Source organism: Pseudomonas sp. GD04019 (assembly GCF_029837695.1).
Lineage (GTDB): Bacteria > Pseudomonadota > Gammaproteobacteria > Pseudomonadales > Pseudomonadaceae > Aquipseudomonas.
In genome coordinates this window covers 357,515-380,142 of record NZ_JAOEEA010000004.1, presented here as the reverse complement: position 1 = coordinate 380,142, position 22,628 = coordinate 357,515, and the positions used below count along the sequence as shown (strand labels likewise).

Annotated in this window: 25 protein-coding genes; 23 read left to right on the top strand and 2 right to left on the bottom strand. The window is 67.6% G+C overall.

Annotated features, from left to right (window positions below; genetic code table 11):
* Positions 1-43 precede the first annotated feature (43 nt).
* The gene (locus tag N7607_RS09215; RefSeq protein ID WP_279868755.1) at positions 44-808 is read right to left on the bottom strand and encodes a ParA family protein; all 765 of its coding nucleotides are present in this window, start codon (positions 806-808) and stop codon (positions 44-46) included.
* A 232-nt stretch (positions 809-1,040) separates the two neighbouring features.
* Between N7607_RS09215 and N7607_RS09210 the strand changes: the two genes are divergently transcribed.
* From N7607_RS09210 to N7607_RS09100, 23 genes are all read left to right on the top strand, one after another.
* The gene (locus N7607_RS09210) at positions 1,041-1,757 is read left to right on the top strand and encodes a beta-ketoacyl synthase chain length factor (RefSeq protein ID WP_279868757.1); all 717 of its coding nucleotides are present in this window, start codon (positions 1,041-1,043) and stop codon (positions 1,755-1,757) included.
* Entirely contained in the window at positions 1,730-2,539 is an 810-nt protein-coding gene (locus N7607_RS09205; RefSeq protein WP_279868759.1) for a lysophospholipid acyltransferase family protein, read from the top strand. Before N7607_RS09210 ends, N7607_RS09205 begins: the two co-directional genes overlap by 28 nt.
* Complete coding sequence (locus N7607_RS09200; protein WP_021698802.1) at positions 2,520-2,780, top strand: phosphopantetheine-binding protein; 261 nt, start codon at positions 2,520-2,522, stop codon at positions 2,778-2,780. Before N7607_RS09205 ends, N7607_RS09200 begins: the two co-directional genes overlap by 20 nt.
* 11 nt (positions 2,781-2,791) lie before the next feature.
* The gene (locus N7607_RS09195) at positions 2,792-3,055 is read left to right on the top strand and encodes an acyl carrier protein (RefSeq protein WP_279868762.1); all 264 of its coding nucleotides are present in this window, start codon (positions 2,792-2,794) and stop codon (positions 3,053-3,055) included.
* A 3-nt stretch (positions 3,056-3,058) separates the two neighbouring features.
* Positions 3,059-3,619: a hypothetical protein gene (locus N7607_RS09190; RefSeq protein ID WP_279868764.1), complete on the top strand. Its 561-nt coding sequence runs from the start codon at positions 3,059-3,061 to the stop codon at positions 3,617-3,619.
* Positions 3,616-5,277 carry an acyl-CoA synthetase family protein gene (locus tag N7607_RS09185; protein WP_279868766.1) on the top strand — a complete coding sequence of 554 codons (1,662 nt, stop codon included), beginning with the start codon at positions 3,616-3,618 and terminating at the stop codon, positions 5,275-5,277. Before N7607_RS09190 ends, N7607_RS09185 begins: the two co-directional genes overlap by 4 nt.
* A 201-nt stretch (positions 5,278-5,478) precedes the next feature.
* A complete protein-coding gene (locus N7607_RS09180; RefSeq protein ID WP_279868767.1) occupies positions 5,479-6,213 on the top strand; it encodes a glycosyltransferase family 2 protein in 735 nt (244 codons plus the stop codon).
* Entirely contained in the window at positions 6,210-7,142 is a 933-nt protein-coding gene (locus N7607_RS09175; RefSeq protein WP_279868769.1) for a glycosyl transferase, read from the top strand. Before N7607_RS09180 ends, N7607_RS09175 begins: the two co-directional genes overlap by 4 nt.
* Entirely contained in the window at positions 7,135-8,664 is a 1,530-nt protein-coding gene (locus N7607_RS09170) for an aromatic amino acid ammonia-lyase (RefSeq protein WP_279868770.1), read from the top strand. The genes N7607_RS09175 and N7607_RS09170 overlap by 8 nt, the downstream gene beginning before the upstream one ends.
* 74 nt (positions 8,665-8,738) lie before the next feature.
* Positions 8,739-9,164 carry an acyl-CoA thioesterase gene (locus N7607_RS09165; RefSeq protein ID WP_279868771.1) on the top strand — a complete coding sequence of 142 codons (426 nt, stop codon included), beginning with the start codon at positions 8,739-8,741 and terminating at the stop codon, positions 9,162-9,164.
* A gap of 629 nt (positions 9,165-9,793) precedes the next feature.
* Complete coding sequence (locus N7607_RS09160; protein ID WP_347881168.1) at positions 9,794-10,354, top strand: outer membrane lipoprotein carrier protein LolA; 561 nt, start codon at positions 9,794-9,796, stop codon at positions 10,352-10,354.
* Positions 10,344-12,683, top strand: a complete 2,340-nt coding sequence (locus N7607_RS09155; protein WP_279868776.1) for an MMPL family transporter — start codon at positions 10,344-10,346, stop codon at positions 12,681-12,683. The genes N7607_RS09160 and N7607_RS09155 overlap by 11 nt, the downstream gene beginning before the upstream one ends.
* Positions 12,680-13,828: a sodium:proton antiporter gene (locus N7607_RS09150; protein ID WP_279868777.1), complete on the top strand. Its 1,149-nt coding sequence runs from the start codon at positions 12,680-12,682 to the stop codon at positions 13,826-13,828. Before N7607_RS09155 ends, N7607_RS09150 begins: the two co-directional genes overlap by 4 nt.
* Positions 13,815-15,062, top strand: coding sequence for an NAD(P)/FAD-dependent oxidoreductase (locus N7607_RS09145; protein ID WP_279868779.1), 1,248 nt, complete (start codon positions 13,815-13,817; stop codon positions 15,060-15,062). Before N7607_RS09150 ends, N7607_RS09145 begins: the two co-directional genes overlap by 14 nt.
* A gap of 14 nt (positions 15,063-15,076) precedes the next feature.
* A complete protein-coding gene (locus N7607_RS09140; RefSeq protein ID WP_279868781.1) occupies positions 15,077-15,787 on the top strand; it encodes a class I SAM-dependent methyltransferase in 711 nt (236 codons plus the stop codon).
* Positions 15,787-16,281 (top strand): hypothetical protein, encoded by a 495-nt coding sequence (locus N7607_RS09135; protein ID WP_279868783.1) that lies wholly within the window; start codon positions 15,787-15,789, stop codon positions 16,279-16,281. The genes N7607_RS09140 and N7607_RS09135 overlap by 1 nt, the downstream gene beginning before the upstream one ends.
* 29 nt (positions 16,282-16,310) lie before the next feature.
* Positions 16,311-17,510, top strand: a complete 1,200-nt coding sequence (locus N7607_RS09130) for a beta-ketoacyl-[acyl-carrier-protein] synthase family protein (protein ID WP_279868785.1) — start codon at positions 16,311-16,313, stop codon at positions 17,508-17,510.
* Complete coding sequence (locus tag N7607_RS09125; RefSeq protein ID WP_279868787.1) at positions 17,507-17,968, top strand: hotdog family protein; 462 nt, start codon at positions 17,507-17,509, stop codon at positions 17,966-17,968. Before N7607_RS09130 ends, N7607_RS09125 begins: the two co-directional genes overlap by 4 nt.
* Positions 17,965-18,693 (top strand): 3-oxoacyl-ACP reductase FabG, encoded by a 729-nt coding sequence (gene fabG, locus N7607_RS09120; RefSeq protein ID WP_279868788.1) that lies wholly within the window; start codon positions 17,965-17,967, stop codon positions 18,691-18,693. Before N7607_RS09125 ends, fabG begins: the two co-directional genes overlap by 4 nt.
* Entirely contained in the window at positions 18,693-19,928 is a 1,236-nt protein-coding gene (locus tag N7607_RS09115) for a beta-ketoacyl-ACP synthase (RefSeq protein ID WP_279868789.1), read from the top strand. Before fabG ends, N7607_RS09115 begins: the two co-directional genes overlap by 1 nt.
* Before the next feature lie 23 nt (positions 19,929-19,951).
* Positions 19,952-20,350, top strand: a complete 399-nt coding sequence (locus N7607_RS09110) for a hypothetical protein (protein ID WP_279868790.1) — start codon at positions 19,952-19,954, stop codon at positions 20,348-20,350.
* Between the two features lie 21 nt (positions 20,351-20,371).
* Positions 20,372-20,815, top strand: coding sequence for an excinuclease (locus tag N7607_RS09105; RefSeq protein ID WP_279868791.1), 444 nt, complete (start codon positions 20,372-20,374; stop codon positions 20,813-20,815).
* A 91-nt stretch (positions 20,816-20,906) separates the two neighbouring features.
* Positions 20,907-21,359, top strand: a complete 453-nt coding sequence (locus N7607_RS09100) for an Sbal_3080 family lipoprotein (RefSeq protein ID WP_279868792.1) — start codon at positions 20,907-20,909, stop codon at positions 21,357-21,359.
* Positions 21,360-21,404: 45 nt separating this feature from the next.
* Here the strand turns inward: N7607_RS09100 and hemE are convergent, their stop codons facing one another.
* Positions 21,405-22,478: a uroporphyrinogen decarboxylase gene (gene hemE, locus N7607_RS09095; RefSeq protein ID WP_279868793.1), complete on the bottom strand. Its 1,074-nt coding sequence runs from the start codon at positions 22,476-22,478 to the stop codon at positions 21,405-21,407.
* Positions 22,479-22,628 lie beyond the last annotated feature (150 nt).

The window sequence follows — 22,628 nt, the reverse complement described above, 5'->3', positions numbered from 1 at the left end:
GAAAAAGGCGCCCGCGGGCGCCTTTTTGATTGCCGCGAAATACTCAGCTTTCCAGCAGGTTGTGCAGTTCGACGAACTGCTGGGTCAGCTTGTGGCTGCGATCCAGGTGGATCAGCGGGGTGCAGACCTGGTGCGACTCGCGCATCTTCACCGAGCTCATCAGGTTCACCGGCAGCACCGGCAAGCCTTCCGCGACCAGCTCGTCGAGCAGCTGCTGCGGCAGGGTCGCGCGCGGCTGGAACTGGTTGACCACGATGCCTTCCACTTCCAGCTCCTCGTTGTGGTCTTCCTTGAGCTCCTCGATTTCCTGCAGCAGGCCGTACAGGGCATTGCGCGAGAAGCTGTCGCAATCGAAGGGGATCAACACGCGATCGGCAGCGATCAACGCGGAAACGGTATAGAAATTCAGCGCCGGCGGTGTGTCCAGGTAGATCCGGTCGTAGTCCTCGGCCAGGTCTTCTAGCAGTTTGCGCAGCTTGTTGATCTTGTGCTTCTGCTCCAGTTTGGGCTGCAGCTCGGCCAGCTCGGCGGTGGCGGTGACCACGTGGAGGTTGTCGAATGGCGTTTCGTAGATGTCGACCTTGCCCTTCTTGAAGGAGGTGGCCGAGAGGGTCTGCTTGAAGAACTCGGCGATGCCCATGGGAATGTCCTCGCCGGTCAGCCCGGTGAGGTAATGGGTCGAATTGGCCTGGGCATCCAGGTCGATGAGCAGCGTGCGGTAGCCTTCGGCCGCACTGACTGCCGCCAGGTTGCAGGCAATGCTGGACTTGCCCACCCCGCCTTTCTGATTGAACACCACGCGCCGCATGTGACACCTCCCTGATCGCAGATGGTTGGGGATTCTATGCAAACCCCGTGTCCAGGGCGAGGAATAAGCAGCACGGCGGCAGACCTCCGGTCAGGACGGTCGTGCCAGGATTTGCGCGGGCCGCGCACGGTCTGGATAATGCCGGCACCTCGCCATGGTCCCGGCCACCCTTCCCGCTGGCGGGGTCGAAGTAGACAAGGACGCCCTGGAAGGGCCGAGAAGAGCTCTCAGCGTGACTCAATTCAGGATCGAACAATGGCGTGCCTGGGCTCCCGGCCTGGACAGCACCGCCGACTGGCACGCCTGGCAACAGGCCCCCTTCGCCCCGCAGGACGGTGGCGAACAGCCCGATGTCGGCTTTCTCCCGGCCCTGCAGCGCCGGCGCCTGAGTCGCCTGGCGCGCATGGCCTTCCACGTCGCCTGGCCGCTGGCCGAAGAACACGGCCCCATGCCCCTGGTATTCGCCTCGCGCCACGGCGAAACCCCGCGCACCCTGGCCATTCTCAGCGACCTGGCCCACGACGAGCCGCTCTCGCCTACCCAGTTCAGCCTCTCGGTGCACAACGCGATCATCGGCCTGTGGTCGATCCAGCGAGGCGACACCAGCGAAATGACCGCCCTGGCCGCCGAAGGCGACGGCCTGGAGCAGGCCATGCTGGAGGCCGCCACCCTGCTCGGCGAGGGCGCGCCCGGCGTGCTGCTGATCGTCGCCGAGGAGACACCGCCGGAGCTGTACCGCGCCTATATCGACGACGTGCCCTTCCCCTATGCCGTGGCCCTGCTGCTGCGGCCCGGCACGGACTGGCAGCTGCGGCTCACTGAGGGCTCCGGCCCGCGCACTGCATGGCCCCATGCCCTGGAACTGGTCCGCGCCCTCTCGGGCAATGCGGACTCCCTGCAACATCACTGGAAGCGTCGGCAATGGAACTGGTCTCGCAGCAGGGCCTGAGCCCCTACAGCGCGCCCTACTGGTGGCGCCTGATCGCCACCGCGCTGAGCTTTTCGCTGTTCGGCATCGGCGGCGTGCTGCTGCGCATCGTGGTTTTCCCGCTGCTGTCCCTGCTGCCGGGCGACGCCCTGGCCCGCCGCACCCGTGCTCGTGCCGTGGTCAGCCGCACCTTCTACTGGTTCGTCCAGTTCATGTTCCGCACCGGCGTGCTGACCTATGAGGTCGAGGGCGCCGAGCGCCTGGGCCGCCCCGGGCAGATGGTGATCGCCAACCACCCTTCGCTGATCGACGTGGTGGTGCTGATCGCCTTCATCCGCGACGCCAACTGCGTGGTCAAGCAGAGCCTGTGGGACAACCCCTGCATGCGCGGGCCGATCCGCGCCGCCGGCTTCATCAGCAACAGCGGCAGCATGGACATGCTCGACGAGGCCGCCGGCGCCCTGCAGGAAGGCCAGACCCTGATCGTGTTCCCCGAGGGCACCCGCACCACGCCGGGGCAGGTTCCCGAATTCCACCGTGGCGCGGCGGCAATCGCCGTGCGCGGCGCCAGCATCGTCACCCCGGTAGTGATCAGCGTGACGCCGACCACCCTGACCAAGGCCGAGCCCTGGTACAGCATTCCGTCGCGTCGTTTCCATTTTCGCCTGCGGGTCGGGGAGGATATCGACCCGCGGCAATTCACCGAGCAGGCTCCGCTGCCGATTGCCTCGCGCAAGCTCAATGACCATCTGCACCAACACTTCATGAAGGAGCTCGCAACAGATGAGCGATCTGCAAACTGAGATCAAGCACCTGATCATCGAGGCCCTGGGCCTGGAAGACATGGCCGCCGAAGACATCGCCGCCGACCTGACCCTGTTCGGCGAAGGCCTGGGCCTGGATTCGGTGGACGCCCTGGAGCTGGGCCTGGCCATCCAGAAGCGCTTCGGCATCAAGATCGACGCCGAAGCCAAGGACACCCGCCAGCACTTCGCCAACGTGGCCAGCCTGGCGGCTTTCGTCGCCGCGAAACAGGCCGCCTGAGGACGTTAGCGATGCAAAGCCGTGAAGATATTTTCGCCACCCTGCGCGAAGCCCTGGTGGAACTGTTCGAGCTGGACGCCGAGCGCGTCACCCTCGAAGCCAACCTGTACGAAGACCTGGAAATCGACAGCATCGACGCCGTCGACCTGATCGACCACATCAAGCGCCAGACCGGCAAGAAGATCGCCGCCGAGGAGTTCAAGGCCGTGCGCACCGTCGGCGACGTGGTCGAGGCCGTGTACCAGGTGGTCAACGCCGAAGCGGCCGCCGGCTAAGCCATGGGGCGTTTGTTCGGCCTGCTGCTGGTCGTGGCCGGCCTGCTCTACCCCTTCGCCGTGTACTACGGCATGGAGCACCTGTCGCCGCGCCTGTTCGCCGCCCTGCTCGGCGGCCTGTGGCTGGCGCGCGTCCTGACGCAGCGCAACAAGCCCGGCGCCCTGTGGATGGCCGGCGCCGCCCTGGCCTTCTGCGCCCTGCTTGGCCTGGCCGGCGAGCCGGCGCTGCTGCGCTGGTACCCGGTGCTGCTCAACCTGATGCTGCTGGTGCTGTTCGGCCTGTCGCTGATCTACGGCCCGCCGATGGTCGAGCGCCTGGCGCGCCTGCGCGAGCCGGAACTGCCGGAGCACGCGGTGCGCTACACGCGCAAGGTCACGCTGGTATGGGCCGGCTTTTTCCTGGCCAACGCCCTGCTGATCAGCGCCCTGACCCTGTGGGCGCCGCTGACCTGGTGGATGCTCTACACCGGGCTGATCGCCTATGCCCTGATGGGTCTGTTGTTTGCCGCTGAGTGGTTGATCCGCCAGCGAGTAAGGTCGGATTTAAGGAGAAAATCGGGATGACCTGGCTGGGACTCGCCGATCATCTGCTGCAACCCCTGGCCGGCCGCGCCGTGGCGCTGGAGCCAGCGCTCGACCATGCCCAGCTGCAACAGCGCGCCCTGCGCCTGGCCGGTGCGCTGCAGGCCCGTGGCGTGCAGCGCGTGGCACTGTACCTGGAAGACGCAGGCGACTTGGCCATCGCCCTGCTCGGCGCCTGGAGCGCCGGCGCAGCCGTGCTGCTGCCGGCCGACGCCCAGGCGCAGAGCCGCCAGCGCCTCGCCGAGCAGGCCGATCTGTGGCTGGATAGTCTCGATGGCCTCGATGGCGAAGCGCTGCCGCCCGCCGCCCTCGATCTCGACGCCTGCCGCCTGACCCTGTGCACCTCCGGCTCCAGCGGCGAGCCCAAGCTGATCGACAAGTCCCTGCGCCAACTGGCCAACGAGGTCGACGCCCTGGAGCAGCTGTGGGGCCAGGACCTGGCCGGCGCCACCATTCTCGGCAGCGTCGCCGCCCAGCACATCTACGGCCTGCTGTTCCGCGTGCTCTGGCCACTGTGCGCCGGTCGCCCGTTCTGGCGCCGCGCCCTGCCCTTCCCCGAAGACCTGCAGCGCGAGAGCCTGGGCCAGCCGGCGTTCGCCTGGGTGGCCAGCCCCGCATTGTTGAAACGCATGGGCGACAACCTCGACTGGAACGCCCTGGGCGCCGTGCGCCGGGTGTTCTCCTCCGGCGGCGCGCTGCCGGCGGAGGTCTCCGTCGAGCTGGGCGAACGGCTGGGCCAGAAGCCCACCGAGATCTATGGCAGCTCCGAGACCGGCGGCATCGCCTGGCGCCAGGGCGGCGAGCTGTGGCAGCCGTTCCCCGGCGTGGAACTGGCCCTGAGCGACGAGGGCGCCCTGCGCATCGCCTCGCCCTACCTGCCGGCCGGGCATGTCGAGCAGAGCGCGGACGCCGCCGAGCTGCAGGCCGATGGTCGCTTCGCCCTGCGCGGACGCCTGGACCGCATCGTCAAGCTGGAAGAAAAGCGCATCTCCCTGCCCATGCTGGAGCAGGCGCTACAGCATCATGAGTGGGTCGCCGATGCCCGCCTCGGCGTGATCCAGGAAGGCCGCGCCTTCCTCGGCGCCCTGCTGGCGCTGAGCCCGGCCGGCCTGCACGCCCTGCGCAACCAGGGCCGCAAGACCGTCACCGAGACCCTGCGCAAACACCTGGCCGGCCACTGCGAGGCCATCGCCCTGCCACGGCGCTGGCGTTTGCTGCTGGAGCTGCCCTACAGCAGCCAGGGCAAGCTGGCGCAGAGCAAGGTCGACGAGCTGGTCGCCGCGCCACGGCCGACCCGCGTCGAGCCGCGCACAGTCCAGCTGGTCGACGGCGAGTGGCAGCTGGAACTGGACGTGGCGCCGGACCTGGCCCACTTCACCGGCCACTTCCCGCAGACCCCGGTGCTGCCCGGCGTGGTGCAGATCGACTGGGCCCAGCAACTGGCCCGCCAGCTGATCGCCGAGCTGCCGCCGCGCTTCTGCGGCATGGAAGTGCTCAAGTTCCAGCAGCTGGTCCGTCCCGGCGACCGCATCCAGCTGACCCTGCGTTTCGACGCCGAGCGCGGCAAGCTGTACTTCACCTACCGCAACGGCGAGGCGCCGTGCTCCTCGGGACGGATTCTGTTGGGGGCGGCCCAGTGAGCTTGTTCGTGCCTGGCAGACCCTCACCCCTGGCCCCTCTCCCGAGGGGAGAGGGAAAATACGCGCCGGCAAGCGTGATGCCAGGCATGCACTCCGTGTGGCCGATGCGCACGGCCAGCCCCCTCTCCCCTCGGGAGAGGGTTGGGGTGAGGGCCTGGGCGGCCAACGCGCTGGTGAGGTTCGGGCTGAGGAAAAGCTTCCATGCATAAGCCCTGCGCCGTCATCCCCGTGTACAACCACGAGCACGCCCTGCCCTTGGTGGTTGCGGCATTGCACGAAGCCGGGCTGCCCTGCGTGCTGGTCGACGATGCCTCCAGCAGCAGCTGCGCAGCGGTGATGGATCAGCTGGCCGCCCAGGACAACACCTATCTGGTACGCCTGCCGCTCAACCAGGGCAAGGGCGGCGCGGTGATGGCCGGCCTGCGCGAGGCGCAGCGCCTGGGCTTCTCCCACGCCCTGCAGGTGGACGCCGATGGCCAGCACGACCTGGCCGATATCGCCACCTTCCTCGACACCTCCCGCGAACACCCGCAGGCGCTGGTCTGCGGCTACCCGCAGTACGACGCCAGCGTGCCGAAGAGTCGCCTGTATGCGCGCTACCTGACCCATGTGTGGGTGTGGATCAACAGCCTGTCGCTGTCGATCCGCGACGCCATGTGCGGCTTCCGCGTCTACCCGCTGCCGGCCACGGTGGCGCTGCTCGACGCCAGCAACCTGGGCAAGCGCATGGACTTCGACCCGGAAATCCTCGTCCGTCTGGCCTGGCGCAACCAGCCGATGCAGTGGCTGCCAACCAAGGTGCACTACCCGCTGGATGGCCTGTCGCACTTCCGCCTGTTCCATGACAACGCGCTGATCTCGAAGATGCACGCCAAGCTGTTCTTCGGCATGTTGCTGCGCGCACCGCTGATCCTCTGGCGCAGGTGGCGCGGATGAACGGGCAGAAGGCCGAACACTGGGCCGGCCAGCGCGAGCGTGGCAGCTTCCTGCTAATGCGCTTCACCGCCGGCGCCGTGCGCCTGCTCGGCCGCCGCGCGCTGACGCCGGTGCTGTACGCCATCGTCCTGTACTTCTTCCTGTTCGGCCGCCAGGCCCGGCGCAGCATCCGCCAGTACCAGCGCAACCTGGCCACCTGGAGCGGGCGCAGCGAGCTGGCGCCGCGTTTCGGCTCGGTATTCGCCCAGTTCATGGCCTTCGCCGACGCCCTGCTGGACAAGCTCGACGTGTGGAACGGCCGCCTCGGCCTGGAACAGATCACCCTGGTCGACCCCGATGGCATCCGTCAGAGCCTGCACAGCGAGCCGCGCGGGCAGATGCTGGTCGGCGCCCACCTGGGCAACCTCGAGGTGTGCCGCGCCCTGGCCGAGCTGGGCGAGAAGGTGCAAATGAACGTGCTGGTGCACACCAAGCACGCCGAACACTTCAACCGCCTGCTCGGCGAGGCTGGCGCCAGCCACCTGCGCCTGATCCAGGTCAGCGAACTGGACGCGGCGATCATGCTGCAATTGTCCGAGCGCCTGGAGCGCGGCGAGTGGCTGGCGATTGCCGGCGACCGCGTGCCGCTGCACGGCGGGCGCAACGTCAGTGTGAATTTCCTCGGCCACTCGGCCGCTTTCCCGCAAGGGCCCTGGCTGCTGGCAGGACTCCTGCAATGCCCGGTCAACCTGATGAGCTGCCTGAAGATCGACGGCCGCTACCAGGTGATCCTCGAACGCTTCGCCGAGCGCGTGCAGTGGACGCGCCGCGAACGCGAAGAGGTGATTCGCGGCTGGGTGCAACGCTATGCCGAGCGGCTGGGCGAACGCTGCCTGAACGCCCCGCGGCAATGGTTCAACTTCTATCCGTTCTGGAATGCCCATGACTGACCACGTGACCTTCGGCGAAGCCCAGCTGACCATCGAACAGGTGGTTGCGCTGGCCAACCGCACCACCCGCGCGCAGCTGCAGGGCGATGCCGCCTACCGCGAGAAGATCGCCAAGGGCGCGCGCTTCCTCGACACCCTGCTGGACAAGGAAGGCGTGATCTACGGCGTGACCACCGGCTACGGCGACTCCTGCGTGGTGGCCGTACCGCTGCACCAGGTCGAGGCGCTGCCCAAGCACCTGTTCACCTTCCACGGCTGCGGCCTGGGCAAGCTGCTCGACGAGGCCAGCACCCGCGCCGTGCTGGCCGCTCGCTTGCAGTCGCTGTGCCACGGCGTGTCCGGCGTGCGCGTGGAACTGCTGGAGCGCCTCCAGGCCTTCCTCGAACACGATGTGCTGCCACTGATTCCGGAAGAAGGCTCGGTCGGCGCCAGCGGCGACCTCACTCCGCTGTCCTACGTCGCCGCCACCCTCAGTGGTGAGCGCGAAGTGATGTACCAGGGCGAACGCCGCAGCGCCGCCGACGTACACAAGGAACTCGGCTGGACGCCGCTGACCCTGCGTCCGAAAGAAGCCCTGGCGCTGATGAACGGCACCGCGGTGATGACCGCCCTGGCCTGCCTGGCCTATTCGCGCGCCGACTACCTGCTGCAACTGGCCACGCGCATCACCGCGCTCAACGTGGTGGCGCTGGAAGGCAACCCGGAACACTTCGACGAGCGCCTGTTCGCCGCCAAGCCGCACCCGGGCCAGACCCAGGTCGCCGCCTGGCTGCGCGAGGACCTGGCCGTGGCCGAGCCGCTGCCACCGCTGCACCGCCTGCAGGATCGTTACTCGCTGCGCTGCGCGCCGCACGTGCTCGGCGTGCTGGCCGACAGTCTGGGCCTGCTGCGCCAGTTCATCGAGATCGAACTGAACAGCGCCAACGACAACCCGCTGTTCGACGCCGAGACCGAGCGCACCCTGCACGGCGGCCACTTCTACGGCGGGCATATCGCCTTCGCCATGGACAGCCTGAAGAACCTGGTCGGCAACGTCGCCGACCTGCTCGACCGCCAGCTCGCCCTGCTGGTCGACACCCGTTACAACCACGGCCTGCCAAGCAACCTGTCCGGCGCCCCGGCGGAAACCGCGATGATCAACCACGGCTTCAAGGCCGTGCAGATCGGCACCAGCGCCTGGACCGCCGAAGCGCTGAAAAACACCATGCCGGCCAGCGTGTTCTCGCGCTCCACCGAATGCCACAACCAGGACAAGGTGAGCATGGGCACCATCGCCGCGCGCGACGCCCTGCGCAGCCTGGAGCTGACCGAGCAGGTGGCCGCCGCCACCCTGCTGGCCGCCAACCAGGGCGTTTGGCTGCGCGAGCGCGCCGGCAAGAGCGACATCCCCGCGCCGCTGGCCGCCATGCGCGAACAGCTGGCCACCGACTTCCCGCCGGTGATCGAGGATCGCGCCCTGGAAGGCGAGCTGCGCCTGTGCCTGGTGCGCATCCGCAGCCGCCACTGGGGGCTCTATGCGTAACCTGCTTTGCGTAGGGCGGGTGCAACCCGCATTGGCCGCTCGCGGGTTTCACCCGCCCTACTGGAGCGCTCGCCATGCGTAAGGAAGGCGTGCTGCAGGCGGAGGTCGAGATTCTCGTACCGTTCTTCGACGTCGACATGATGGAAGTGGTCTGGCACGGCCACTACGTCAAATACTTCGAGGAAGCGCGCTGCGCCCTGCTCGACAAGCTCGGCCACAACTACCGGCAGATGCGCGACGCCGGCTACGCCTGGCCGATCATCGACCTGCAGGTGCGCTACATCCGTGGCGCCCAGTTCGGTCAGCGCATCAAGGTGCGCGCCGATCTGGTGGAGTGGGAGAACCGCCTGAAGATCAACTACCTGATCACCGATGTAGCCACCGGCGAGCGGATGACCCGTGGCAGCAGTGTGCAGGTGGCGGTGGAGATTGCTACTCGCGAGATGCTGCTGGCATCGCCGAAGGTATTTGTTGAGGCAGTGGAGAGGGTACTGGCGTGAGCTTTCGGGGCCTAGCCGATTGTCTACGAGCTTCGTGGCTTCTGGTTGCGCCCCCCTGGGCGCGTCACTTTTTCTTGTTTGCCCAAGAAAAAGTAACCAAAAAGAAGGGCACCCCGGCATCCGGCCCCGCCTACGGCGGGGTTCCCTCCCTCCGGTGCCGCTCCGGGGGCCGGCTTACAAGGGCCATCCATGGCCCTTTAAGCCTCTCGCCGCATCCCTGCGGCTCGTCCCCCTGCGCAACACCTCCACTCGGCCTCCTGACGGGGACTTCCGCGCGCCTGATGCATGGGGGCGCAACCGCAGGCCAGCATGCGTCTGCCTCCTCACAACAGAGGATGGGGCCGGGACTGATCCCGTCAGAAGGCCGAATGGAGTCGCTCTGTAAGGGGTTGAGCGGCATGGATGCCGCGAGAGGCGCGATGGGCCAGGGATGGCCCTTCGCGACGTGCCCCTGGAAGAGTGACGGAATGAGGGAAGTCGAGCGCAGCGAGACCCGTATGCCGGGCGTGCTTTCTCTTTGGTTACTTTCTCTTTGCACGAGCAAAGAGAAAGTAACTCGCCCGGGGGGGCGAAACCCAAGACTTAAAGCCTCCTCGACAATCAGCCGAATGCTGATGGCCCTGGCATTGATGACCACAATTCCGGCCCAAGCCTTCGACCTGTCCGACCTCAGCGCCCAGCTCGCCAAGCCCACGGTCGTGCGCGGCCCCTTCATACAGGAGAAGCACCTGCGCGCCCTGCCCACCCCGCTGACCAGCCAGGGCCAGTTCACCTTGTCCCGCGACCACGGTCTGCTCTGGCTCCTGCAAAAACCGCTCAAGCAGGACTACCGCATCGCCGACAGCGGCATCGCCCGCCGCACCGCCGAGGGCTGGCAACAGCAACCGGGCCAGGACGTCGCCGCCCAGCAGAGCCGCCTGTTCCTCGCCGTGCTCAAGGGCGACCGTTCGGGCCTGGAGCGTGACTTCGACCTCAAGCTCAGCGGCGAACACAACGCCTGGCAGCTCCAACTCACCCCGCACTCCGCGCTGCTCAGGCAGATCTTCAGCGCCATTCGCATCGACGGCGGCGCGCTGGTCGAGCGCATCGAACTGATCGAGACCCAGGGCGACCGCACCGTCCTGAAACTGCCGCAGAGCCAGGCTGGCGACGCGTTGACTGCGCAGGAGCGCACCGACCTTGTCCATTAGCCTGCAGAGAGTCCTGCCGCGCCTGTTTGGGGCCCTGCTCCTGGCCCTACTGGCGCTGGCTGCCTGGCAGTGGCGCGACGGCCCGCCGGTGCAGGCCAGCATGCTCGCCCTGCTGCCCAAGGGCGCCGGCGACGTGCTGGTACAGCAGGCCGAGCAGCGCATGCAGGAACCACTGTCGCGCGAGCTGCTGATCCTGATCGGCCACCCGCAGCGCGAGCGCGCCATCGAGCTGGTGCGCCAGGCCGGCGAGCAGTGGCAGGCCAGCGGCCGTTTTGACAAGGTGCAGTGGAGCCTGCAGGCCGATCTCGACGCCATCCGCCAGCAGCTGCGTGGCGAGCGCCTGGCCCTGCTGGCGCCGGCCGACCGCCAGCTGCTGATCGAGCAGCCGGACAGTTTCATCGAGCAACGTGCGCAGCAGCTGTTCGACACCTTCGCCGGCTTCGGCCTGCTGCCCACCGAGCAGGACTGGCTCGGCCTCGGCCTGCGCGCCCAGCAGACGCTCAACCCCGGCAGCCGCATCCAGGCCGACCTCGGCAGCGGCGCCCTGCTGCTGCAGGACGACGGCACCACCTGGGCCCTGCTGCGCCTGCGTACCCGCGGCGACGCCTTCGATATGCAGGCGCCGCCGCAGATCGCCGCGGCTGTCGCCGAGCTGCGCCAGCAGGTCAGCGCCGAGGGCGGCCAACTGCTCGCCGCCGGTGGTGCGCTGCACGCCGCAGCCGGCCAGGCCAAGGCCACCCGCGAGATCGCCCTGATCGGCGGCGGCGCCACCCTCGGCACCCTGCTGCTGTTGCTGCTGGCCTTCCGCCGCCCGCGCATCCTGGTCAGCCTGCTGCCGATGGGCGTGGCGCTGCTGGCCGGCTGCACCGCCTGCGTGCTGCTGTTCGGCCAGATCAACGCGCTGACCCTGGTGCTCGGCGCCAGTCTGGTCGGCGTCGCCGCCGACTACCCGCAGCACTACCTGAGCAAGAGCTGGGGCGACGGCCCGTGGTCGAGCTGGGCCGCTCTGCGCGAGACCCTGCCGGGCCTGAGCCTGAGCCTGGGCACCAACCTCGCCGGCTATGTAGCGCTGGCCTTCACGCCTTTCCCGGCGCTGACGCAGATCGCCTTGTTCTCCGCTGCCGGGCTGATCGGCGCCTACCTGTGCTCGGTGTGCCTGCTGCCGGCCTGGCTGAACAACCTGCGCCTGGCGCCGCCGGCCAGCCTGCGCCGCGCCGCCGAGCGTCTGGTGCAGCGCCGCAAGACACTACTGGCGCGCACCGGCAGCTGGCCGCTGCTGCTCGCCCTGCTGGCCTTCTGCGCCGGAGGCCTGTGGCAGCTCACTCCGCAGAACGACCTGCGCCAGTGGCTGGGTCAGGAGCCGACACTGATGGCCGAGGCCAAGCGCATCGCCGAGCTGACCGGGCAACAGCCCACCAGCCAGTTCTTCCTGGTGCGCGGCGCCGACGAACAACAGCTGCTGCAGCGCCAAGCCGAACTCAGCCAGCGCCTGGACGCCGCCATCGCCGCCGGCCATCTGCGCGGCTACCGCGCCCTCAGCCAGCTGGTCGCCCCCGAGAGCGCACTGGTGCCGCTGCGCACTGCGCTGAACGAGCTGCCGCAACACTGGCAGCCGCTGCTCGACCTCGGCCTGCCGGAGGCCGCCCTGCGCGCCGAACTGGACGAGCTGCTGCACGCGCCGCAACCGAGCCTGGAACAGGCCCTGGCCGGCCCGCTGGGCGAGGCCTGGCGCCCGCTGTGGCTGGGCGCCAATGACCATGGCGTGGCCGGCATCGTCAGCCTGCAGGGCCTGAATGACAGCGCCCTGCTGCAGCAAACGGCCGAGGGTCTGCAGGGCGTGCAACTGATCGATCGCCTGGGCGAGCTGAACCAGCTGTTCGCCGCCACCCAGCTCAGCGCCGCCGAGCTCAAGCTGATCTCCAGCGCCGCCATCCTCCTGCTGCTGTGCCTGCCCTTCGGCCTCGGCGGCGCCCTGCGGGTGATCTGCCTGCCGCTGCTCTCGGCCCTGGCCGCGCTGGCCTGCCTCGGCTGGCTGGGCCAGCCGCTGACCCTGTTCAGTCTGTTCGGCCTGCTGCTGATCACCGCCATCGGCGTCGACTACGCCATCCTCATGCGCGAGAACATCGGCGGTCCGGCAGTGAGCCTGCTCGGCACCCTGCTCTCGGCGCTCACCGCATGGATGTCGTTCGGCCTGCTGCTGCTCAGCCAGACCCCGGCCATCGCCAACTTCGGCCTGGCCATCAGCCTCGGCCTGCTGTTCTGTTTCCTGCTTTCGCCCTGGGCTGCCGAACGGCCCGCCAAGGAGACACCCAAGGAGATAGCCGCGTGACCGTGCTCGGATTCTGGCTGCTGGCCCTGGCGATCTATGCCCTGGTCGCCGTCGTCGGTGGCCGCCGGCTGATCCCCATCGTCGGCCAGCTGCTGGTCGCGGCCATGGCGATCCCCGCCCTGCTGCTGTTGTGGGTCGAACCGCACTGGCAGCTGAGCGCCACCGATCTGCTGGCACCGACCTGGCTGAGCATGCTCTACGGCCTGTGCTTTGCCCTGCTGCTGGGCTACATCCTCAGCGACGTGATCGACCTCGACCTCAGCCCCGCCTGCGTAAAGATCGCCCTGCCCAGCTTCCTGGTGCCGATGCTCGCCGGCCTGGCCTGCTCGCTCTGGCTGCTGCCCGGCGAGCGCGGCTGGCTGAGCTCGGTGGGCATCGGCCTGCTGTTCTCGATCACCGCCATCCCGGTGCTGTACCTGTTCCTGCAGAGCATCGGCTACCCGGCGGCGGACACCAAGCGTCTGCTGCACGCGGCGATCCTCATGGACTTCCTGTGCTGGAGCCTGTTCGGCCTGGCCCAGGGCAGCAGCCACCCGGCCGCATTGCTGTGGCCGCTGCTGGCCGCGCTGCTGCCGCTAGTAATGCGCGGGCTGAAGCTGCGCCATCCGCTGTTCTACAGCCTGCCGTTCTTCGCCCTGATGCTGCTGTTCCAGCAACTGGGGCTCAACGCCCTGGTGTTCGGCATCGCCTACATGCTGTGCCTGGCCTGGCTCAAGCAGCTCTTCGTGCTGCCGCTGCCGCCACACCTGTGGCGACTGCTGATAAACGGCCTGGCCGTGCCGCTGATCCTGACTTTCGGCGTGCTGCGCGTGGACTTCCATGGCATAGGCCAAGACTACTCATGGTTGGTCATCGCTATCCTGCTGGCGCTGCCGGTGCTGAGCAAAGTGCTCGGCAGCTGGCTCGGTCTGCACTGGGCCGACCCAAGCGCCGCGGCGCGCGTGAAGTGGCGCGAGAGCCTGCTGCTGAACATCCGCGGCCTCACCGAAATCGTCTTCCTCAATCTGCTCCTGCAGCTGCAGCTGATCGATTCGCTGATCTACTTCGGTCTGCTGCTGATGAGCCTGTTCTCCACCCTGCTGCCGGCCCTGCTCGGCAAGCATGTCAACAACAATCAAGCGAGAAGCCGTTATGAAGTCTCCTGAAGTCGAACAGCGCCAGATCGTCGTCATCGGTGCCGGCCCCTCCGGCGCCATCGCTGCCGCCATCCTCAAGCGCCAGGGCCACGACGTGCTGGTGCTGGAGCGCCAGCGCTTCCCGCGTTTCTCCATCGGCGAGAGCCTGCTGTCGCACTGCCTGGACTTCGTCGAGGAGGCCGGCATGCTCGAAGCGGTGCAGGCCGCCGGTTTCCAGACCAAGCACGGCGCGGCCTTCGCCTGGGGTGAGCGCTACACCGAGTTCGACTTCCGCGACAAATTCACCGAGGGCCAGGGTTCGACCTACCAGGTGATCCGCGCCGACTTCGACAAACTGCTGGCCGACCAGGCCGAGCTGCAGGGCGTGGAGATCCGCTACGAGGAAGAGATCTTCGCCGCCGACTTCACCGGCGACTGCCCGAGCCTGTCGGTACGCCGCCTGGCCGACGGCCATGAATATGAAGTCGAGTGCGCCTTCGTCCTCGACGGCAGCGGCTACGGCCGCGTGCTGCCGCGCCTGCTCGACCTCGACACGCCGTCGTCCTTCCCGATCCGCCAGGCGGTGTTCACCCATATCGAGGACCGCATCGACCCGGCTTCCGGCTTCGACCGCGAGAAGATCCTTATCACCACCCACCCGACCCTGCGCGACGTGTGGTTCTGGACCATTCCGTTCAGCAACGGCCGCTGCTCGCTGGGCGTGGTTTCCGCCGCCGAGCACTACGAGGGCTACCCGAAGGACCTCGACGCCTGCCTCAAGCAGTTTGTCGCCGAGACGCCGTCGCTGAGCAAGGTGCTGCAGAACGCCGTGTGGGACACCCCGGCGCGCGCCATCGGTGGCTACTCGGCCAACGTCAAGAGCCTGCACGGCCCGGGCTTCGCCCTGCTGGGCAACGCCGCCGAGTTCCTCGACCCGGTGTTCAGCTCCGGCGTGACCATCGCCATGCGCTCGGCGAGCATGGCCGCCGGCCTGCTGCATCGTCAGCTCAGCGGCGAGGCGGTGGACTGGGAGAACGAGTTCGCCATCCCGCTCAAGCGCGGCGTGGATACGTTCCGCGTGTATGTGCAGGGTTGGTACGATGGCACCTTCCAGGACGTGATCTTCTACGAGAAGGCCTCGCCGGAAATCCGCCGCATGATCTGCTCGATCCTCGCCGGCTACGCCTGGGACGAGAAGAATCCCTATGTCGCCGAGCCCAAGCGCCGCCTGGGCGTGCTCGCCGAACTCTGCGCGATGAACTGAGGAGCCCCACCGCAATGGAACGCGCCGCCGCCACCTACGTCGAGGAAACCCGCTTCGGCTTCTGGTTCCTGCAGAGCCACGTCTGGCAGCACCACGTGCTGCGCGTGGCGATCAACGACCTCAAGCGCCTGATCGATGCGCCGCTGCCGCAGGCACCGGTACTGCTCGACGCCGGCTGCGGCCAGGGCCGCTCGTTCGGCCTGCTCAACCAGGCCTTCGCCCCGGCACGGATGATCGGCCTCGACGCCGACCCGCACAGCCTCGACTGCTCGCGCGCCGAGGCCGAGCGCCTGGGCCTCGACGTGCAGCTGATCGCCAGCGACTGCGCGGCCATCGACCTGCCCGATGCATCCGTCGACATCCTGTTCTGCCACCAGACCTTCCACCACCTGGTCGAACAGGAACAGGCCCTGGCCGAGTTCTGGCGCGTGCTCAAACCCGGCGGCCTGCTGCTGTTCGCCGAGTCGACCAAGTTCTACATCGACACCTGGGTGATCCGCTGGCTGTTCCGTCACCCGATGCACGTGCAGAAGAGTGCCGAGGAATACCTGGGCATGCTGCGCACGCAGGGCTTCCAGTTCGAGGAACGCAACGTCTCCTACCCGTACCTGTGGTGGAGTCGTTCCAAGGACTTCGGCCTGCTCGAACGCTGGGGCATCATGAAGGCCAAGCCGTTCGGCCAGCGCGACGAGACCCTGGTCAACGCGGTGGCACGCAAGCCGTGATGCTGCGTGCTGTCCTGCTAGCCCTGACCTTGCTGCTTGGCGCCTGCGCCGGGCACACGCCCGTGCCGACGAGCAGCCCCGCACTGACCGCCGGGCTGCCCATCAGCCTGCAGATCGAACGCACGCAGAACTCCGAGCGGCGCGACTGGCTGCTGGTGATCCAGGCCGAAGGCGAGGCCCTGCGCTGGTCGCTGTTCGACCCGCTCGGCGTGCCGCTGGCGCGCCAGCTGCTGCAAGGCGGCGAGTGGCGCAACGACGGCCTGCTGCCGCCCAACCCCGAGGCCCGCGAGCTGTTCGCCGCCCTGCTGTTCGCCCTCACCGCCGATGACGCGCTGCACGCCTATCCCGAGGGCAGCTGGCAGCGCGGCGCCGATGGTCAGCGCCGGCTTAACCCGGACTGGCGAATCCGCTACCGTTCCGCACTGGACTTCACCCTCGCCGCACCGCAGCTCAGCTATCGGGTGCGCGCGCTGAACCAAGAAGAAGGCAACTGATGCCCCGCTCTACACAGCCTGGCTCTCCCATGCCCAGCTATTTGAATGCCCTCGGCCTGCTGTGCGCCCTGGGCGAAGGCAAGCAGGCGGTGGCCGACGCGCTGCTGGCCGGCGATGCCTCCGGCATGCGCGCCGAGGATGGCTGGGTCACCGACCGCCGCCTCACCGTCGGCGCCGTGCGCGCGGCACTGCCGGCCATGCCCGCCGGCTTCGAGGCCGCCCATAGCCGCAATAACCAGCTGCTGCTGGCCGCGGCCCAACAGATCGAACCCGAGCTGCGCGCCGCCATCGCCCGCTACGGCGCCGCCCGTGTCGGCCTGGTGCTGGGCACCAGCACCTCGGGCATCCGCGAGGCCAGCGACGGCATCGCCCGCTTCCTGCACGAGGGCGAGGTGCCCGCCGAGTATGACTACGCCCAGCAGGAGATGGCCGCGCCGGCCACCTTCCTCGCCGACTGGTTGCAGCTGGCCGGCCCGGTGTACTGTCAGTCCACCGCCTGCACCTCCAGCGCCCGCGCCCTGCTCAGCGCTCATCGCCTGCTGCAGCAGGGCCTGTGCGACGCGGTGATCTGCGGCGGAGTGGACAGCCTGTGCCGCCTGACCCTCAACGGCTTCTCGGCACTCGAAGCGGTGTCCGCCGAGCCCTGTAATCCCTTCTCGGTGAACCGCCACGGCATCAATATCGGCGAGGGCGCGGCGCTGTTCTTGATGACCCGCGAGAGCAGCCCGATCGCCTTCCTCGGCGGCGGCGCCACTTCCGACGCGCACCATATTTCCGCGCCGCACCCCGAGGGTCGCGGCGCCCGCGCGGCGATGGACAAGGCCCTGGCCAGCACCGGCCTGCAGCCCAGCGACATCGACTACCTGAACCTGCACGGCACCGCCACGGCGCACAACGACGCCATGGAGAGCCAGGCCGTGCGCGGCCTGTTCCCCGCCGGCGTGCCCTGCTCGTCGAGCAAGCCGCTGACCGGGCATACCCTGGGCGCCGCCGGCGCCCTGGAGGCGGCCTTCTGCTGGCTGACCCTGAGCGAACATAACCGCGACGGCCTGCTGCCGCCACACCTGTGGGACGGCCAGGCCGACCCGGCCCTGGCGCCGCTGCAGCTGGTCGGCGCCGGTGATCGCCTGCAGAAAACGGCGGGGCGCCGACTGATGAGCAACTCCTTCGCCTTCGGCGGCAACAACGTGGCCCTGATTTTGGGTGATAAGCCGGGTGATGCGCCATGAGCCTGTGGCCCATCGCCGAGCTGGTGCCGCACGCCGCCGACATGATTCTGGTCGACGAGGTGCTGAGCTTTGGCGCCGAAGAGATCGAGACGCGCCTGGTGGTACGCCCCGGCGGCCTGTTCAGCCAAGAGGACGGCAGCCTGCCGGCCTGGGTCGGCATCGAGCTGATGGCGCAGAGCGTGGCCGCCTACGCCGGCTGCCAGGCGCGCCAGGCCGGCCTGCCGGTGGAGCTGGGCTTCCTCCTTGGCACACGCAAGTTCGAGTGCAACGTCGAGCGCTTCCCGGCCGGTGCCGAACTGCGCATCAAGGCCCTGCGCTCGCTGCAGGACGACAACGGCATGGGCGTGTTCGAGTGCCACCTGGACGGCCCCGATATCCATGCCGAGGCACGCCTCAATGTGTTCCGCCCGCCCGAGGTGGCGAGGTATCTACAAGAGCAGCAAGAGCAATCGCAATGACTGAAACCATCCTGGTCACCGGCTCCAGCCGTGGCATCGGCCGTGCCATCGCCCTGCGCCTGGCCCGTTCCGGTTACGACATCGTCCTGCACTGCCGCTCGCGCCGCGACGAGGCCGAGGCCGTGCAGGCGCAGATCGCCGAGCTCGGCCAGCAGGCGCGCATCCTGCAATTCGACGTGTCCGACCGCGCCGCCTGCCGCGAAGCGCTGGAGGCCGATATGGAGCAGCACGGTGCTTACTACGGCGTGGTGTGCAACGCCGGCCTGACCCGCGACGGCGCCTTCCCGGCGCTCTCCGACGAGGACTGGGACCAGGTGCTGCGCACCAACCTGGACGGTTTCTACAACGTATTGCACCCGCTGACCATGCCGATGATCCGCCGCCGCAAAGCCGGGCGCATCGTCTGCATCACCTCGGTCTCCGGGCTGATCGGCAACCGCGGCCAGGTCAATTACAGCGCCTCCAAGGCCGGCATGATCGGCGCGGCCAAGGCCCTGGCCATCGAGCTGGGCAAGCGCAAGATCACGGTCAACTGCGTGGCGCCGGGGCTGATCGACACCGAGATCCTCGACGATCTGGTGCCGGTGGACGAGATCCTCAAGATGATTCCGGCCGCGCGCATGGGTACGCCCGAGGAAGTGGCCGGGGCAGTGAATTTCCTGATGTCCGAGGAGGCGGCGTACATTACCCGCCAGGTCCTCGCGGTGAACGGCGGGCTTTGTTGATGGCTAATTTCAAACGTGTGGTCGTCACCGGCATGGCCGGTATCACCTCGCTGGGCAGCGACTGGCCGAGCATCTCGGCCGCCTTCAAGGAAGGCCGCAGCGGCATACGCCGCATGGACGAGTGGGATCGCTTCACCGAGCTGAACACCCGCCTGGGCGGTCCGGTGGACGATTTCGTCCAGCCCAAGCACTGGTCGCGCAAGCAGACCCGCAGCATGGGTCGGGTGTCCAAGCTGGCGGTATACGCCGCCGAGCGCGCCCTGGAGCACGCCGGCCTGCTCGGCGACGAGCGCATCCAGGACGGGCGCATGGGCGTGGCCTGCGGCTCGTCCACCGGCAGCACCGACGAGATCAAGGCGTTCGGCAATATGCTGCTGAATTCCGTCGCGGACGGCCTTAACGCCAACTCCTATATCCGCATGATGCCGCACACCACGGCCGCCAATATCAGCATCTTCTTCGGCCTCAAGGGTCGCCTGATCCCGACGTCCAGTGCCTGCACCAGCGGCAGCCAGGGCATTGGCTACGCCTATGAGGCAATCAAGTTCGGCCGCCTGAAGATGATGCTGGCCGGCGGCGCCGAGGAACTGTGCCCGACCGAGGCCATGGTGTTCGACGCGCTCTACGCCACCAGCCTGAAGAACGATACCCCGCACCTGTCGCCACGCCCCTACGACGCCGGCCGCGACGGCCTGGTGATCGGCGAAGGCGCCGGCATCCTGGTGCTGGAGGAGCTGGAGCACGCACTGGCGCGCGGCGCGACCATCCATGCCGAGATCGTTGGCTTCGGTTGCAACTCCGACGGCATCCACGCCACCAAGCCGGAGCAGGCGACCATGCGCGGCGCCATGGAGTTGGCCCTGGAAGATGCCGGGCTGGAACCCGCGGCCATCGGCTACGTCAACGGCCACGGCACCGCCACCGCCCAGGGCGATGTGGCCGAGAGCCTGGCCACCAGTAGCCTGTTCGGCCCGCGCATGCCGATCAGCTCGCAGAAGAGCTTCTTCGGCCACACCCTGGGCGCCTGCGGCGCGCTGGAGTCCTGGTTCAGCATCGAAATGATGAACTCGGACAGCTACGTGCACACGCTGAATCTGGACAATGTCGACCCGGAGTGCGGCGAGCTGGACTACCTGCGCGGCGAGTTCCGCCAGATGAGCCACCAGTACGTGATGAACAACAACTTCGCCTTCGGCGGGGTGAATACCTCGCTGATCTTCAAGCGCTGGAACTGAGCGCAAATACAAGGAAGTCCCCTATGCCCGCACTACTTCGCACCCTCCTGCTCGGCCTGATCGTCTCGGGCCTGGCCGCCTGCAGCACGCAGCAACCCGTCGACACCCCCACCATCGAGCTGCCGCCGGGCTCGGCCATCAGCGGTCCGCAGATCGAACAGGCCATCCTCAGCGCCCTGAGCACCTATCGCTGGCATGTCGGCCAGGTCCAGCCGGGCCGCGTGCAGGCCGATATCCTGGTGCGCGAACGCCATCAGGCGGCCATCACCATCGACTACAACCCGCGCGACATCTTTATCCGCTATCGCGACAGCCAGGGTCTGGAGTACAAGAACGGCAAGATCCATCGCACCTACAATCGCTGGGTGAAATACCTCAAGCTAGAGATCGAACACCAGCTCAACCTCTCCCCCACCCCGTGACCTTTCGTCAAGGAGACGACCATGAAACTGAAAAACTGGACCCTGGCCGCCCTGCTCTTCGCTGTTATTCCGGGCATTAGCCAGGCACGTGACACCACCCACTTCCTGCCGTTCGAGCAGGCCGTGCAGGAAGCCCTGAACGCCGGGCGCCTGGATGGCAGCGTGAAGTTCCACCTGGCAGGCACCAAGCCGGCCGGCACCGTCAGCGTGGTCAAATCCGGCGTCACCACCAGCCAGAAGACCAACGCCTTCAACAAGTCCGACGAAGGCGCCTGCTCCTGGGCCCTGCAGTCCGCCCTGATCCGCATGCAGAACGCTGCCAAGCAGGCCGGCGCCAACGCCGTGGTCAACATCGTCAGCAACTACAAGAACGTGGTCTATTCCGACACCCAGAAGTACGAGTGCCACGCTGGCGCCATCATGGCTGGTGTAGCCCTGAAGGCCGACTTGGCCAACGTCAAGTAACAGGCAATACCCCTGCCGGCCGCACCTCTGCGGCTGGCTCCCATTCCGGGCGCATCCGCAATGCAAATGCGGCCCTTTCGAGGATCACCGCATGTCGCTGCGCCTGTGCCTGCTGCTGCCGCTCATCGCCCTCACCGGCGCCTGCACCACCATCCCCGTCGAGCCGCTGAAGACGCCGCTCGCCTCGGTGTGCATCGAAGAGAACCCCGAAGTGCAGGTGGACGACTTCCTTGGCACCTTGCAGCGCGGCTTCGCTCGTCACGGCATCGACACCCGTCTGTACAAGCAGATTCCCGCCAGCGGCTGCCCGCAGGTGCTCAGCTATACGGCGCGGCGCTCCTGGTCGGTGGTCACCTATCTGTCGCTGGCCGAGCTGCGCATCCGCGATGCCGACGGGCGTCAGTTGGCCAGTGCCTACTACCGCTTCCGTGGCCGCGGCCTGCTGGCGGTCAAGAAGTATCAGAGCACGGAAACCAAGATGACCCCAGTGATCGACCAGTTGCTGGCCGGCACTCCCGTAGGAGCGAGCTCTGCTCGCGAATAAGGCTATGCACAGAAAGAACAAGGGCCGCATTTGCGGCCCTTGTCGTTACTGCTGGTGGTATTGCGCCGAGAGCTCGTGCACCGCCTCGAAGAAGGCCTTGGCATGCTCAGGATCGACTTCCGGGGTGATGCCGTGGCCGAGGTTGAATACCTGGCCGCTGCCCTGGCCGAAGCTGGCCAGGATGCGCGCCACCTCAGCGCGAATGGCCTCGGGTTTCGCGTAGAGCACGGCGGGGTCCATGTTGCCCTGCAGGGCCACCTTGCTGCCGACGCGGGCACGGGCGCTGCCGATATCGCAGGTCCAGTCCAGACCCAGGGCCTCGGCGCCGGTCTCGGCCATGGACTCCAGCCACAGGCCGCCGCCCTTGGTGAACAGGATCACCGGTACGCGACGACCATCGTGTTCGCGGATCAGGCCGTCGACGATCTGCTGCATGTAGCGCAGGGAGAATTCCTGGTAGGCCGCGGCAGACAGCGCGCCGCCCCAGGAGTCGAAGATCTGCACGGCCTGGGCGCCGGCGCGAATCTGCCCGTTGAGGTAGGCGATGATCGACTGCGCCAGCTTGTCGAGCAGCGCGTGCATGGCCTGCGGGTTGTCGTAGAGCACCGCCTTGGACTTGCGGAAGTCGCGGCTGGAACCGCCCTCGACCATGTAGGTGGCCAGGGTCCAGGGGCTGCCGGAGAAGCCGATCAGCGGCACACGGCCGTTCAGCTCGCGACGGATATTGCGCACGGCATCCATCACGTAGCCCAGGTCCTTTTCCGGATCAGGGATCGGCAGGGCCTCGATATCGGCCATGGAGCCGATGACTTTCTTGAAGCGCGGACCTTCGCCGGTCTCGAAGTACAGGCCCTGGCCCATGGCGTCGGGGATGGTGAGGATATCGGAGAACAGGATCGCCGCATCCAGCTGCGGGTAGCGGTCCAGCGGCTGGATGGTGACCTCGCAGGCCAGCTCGGGGTTCTTCATCAGGCTGACGAAGTCACCGGCGCGGGTCCGGGTGGCGCGGTACTCCGGCAGATAACGGCCAGCCTGACGCATCATCCACACGGGCGTGACGTCGACGGGTTGCTTGAGCAGGGCGCGCAGGAAACGGTCGTTCTTCAGGGCGGAGGACATCGGCAGGGTTCCTGGAAATACGGCAGGGAAACTGAACGGCGGGGGATTGTGCGGGAGTCGGCCAGCGGCGTCCCCCTCCTCCAGGCGGGCTCCTGGATCGCAGGTGCGCCGCGCGCCGTGGCACAGAAAAAGTGCGGGCATTTTCGCAGA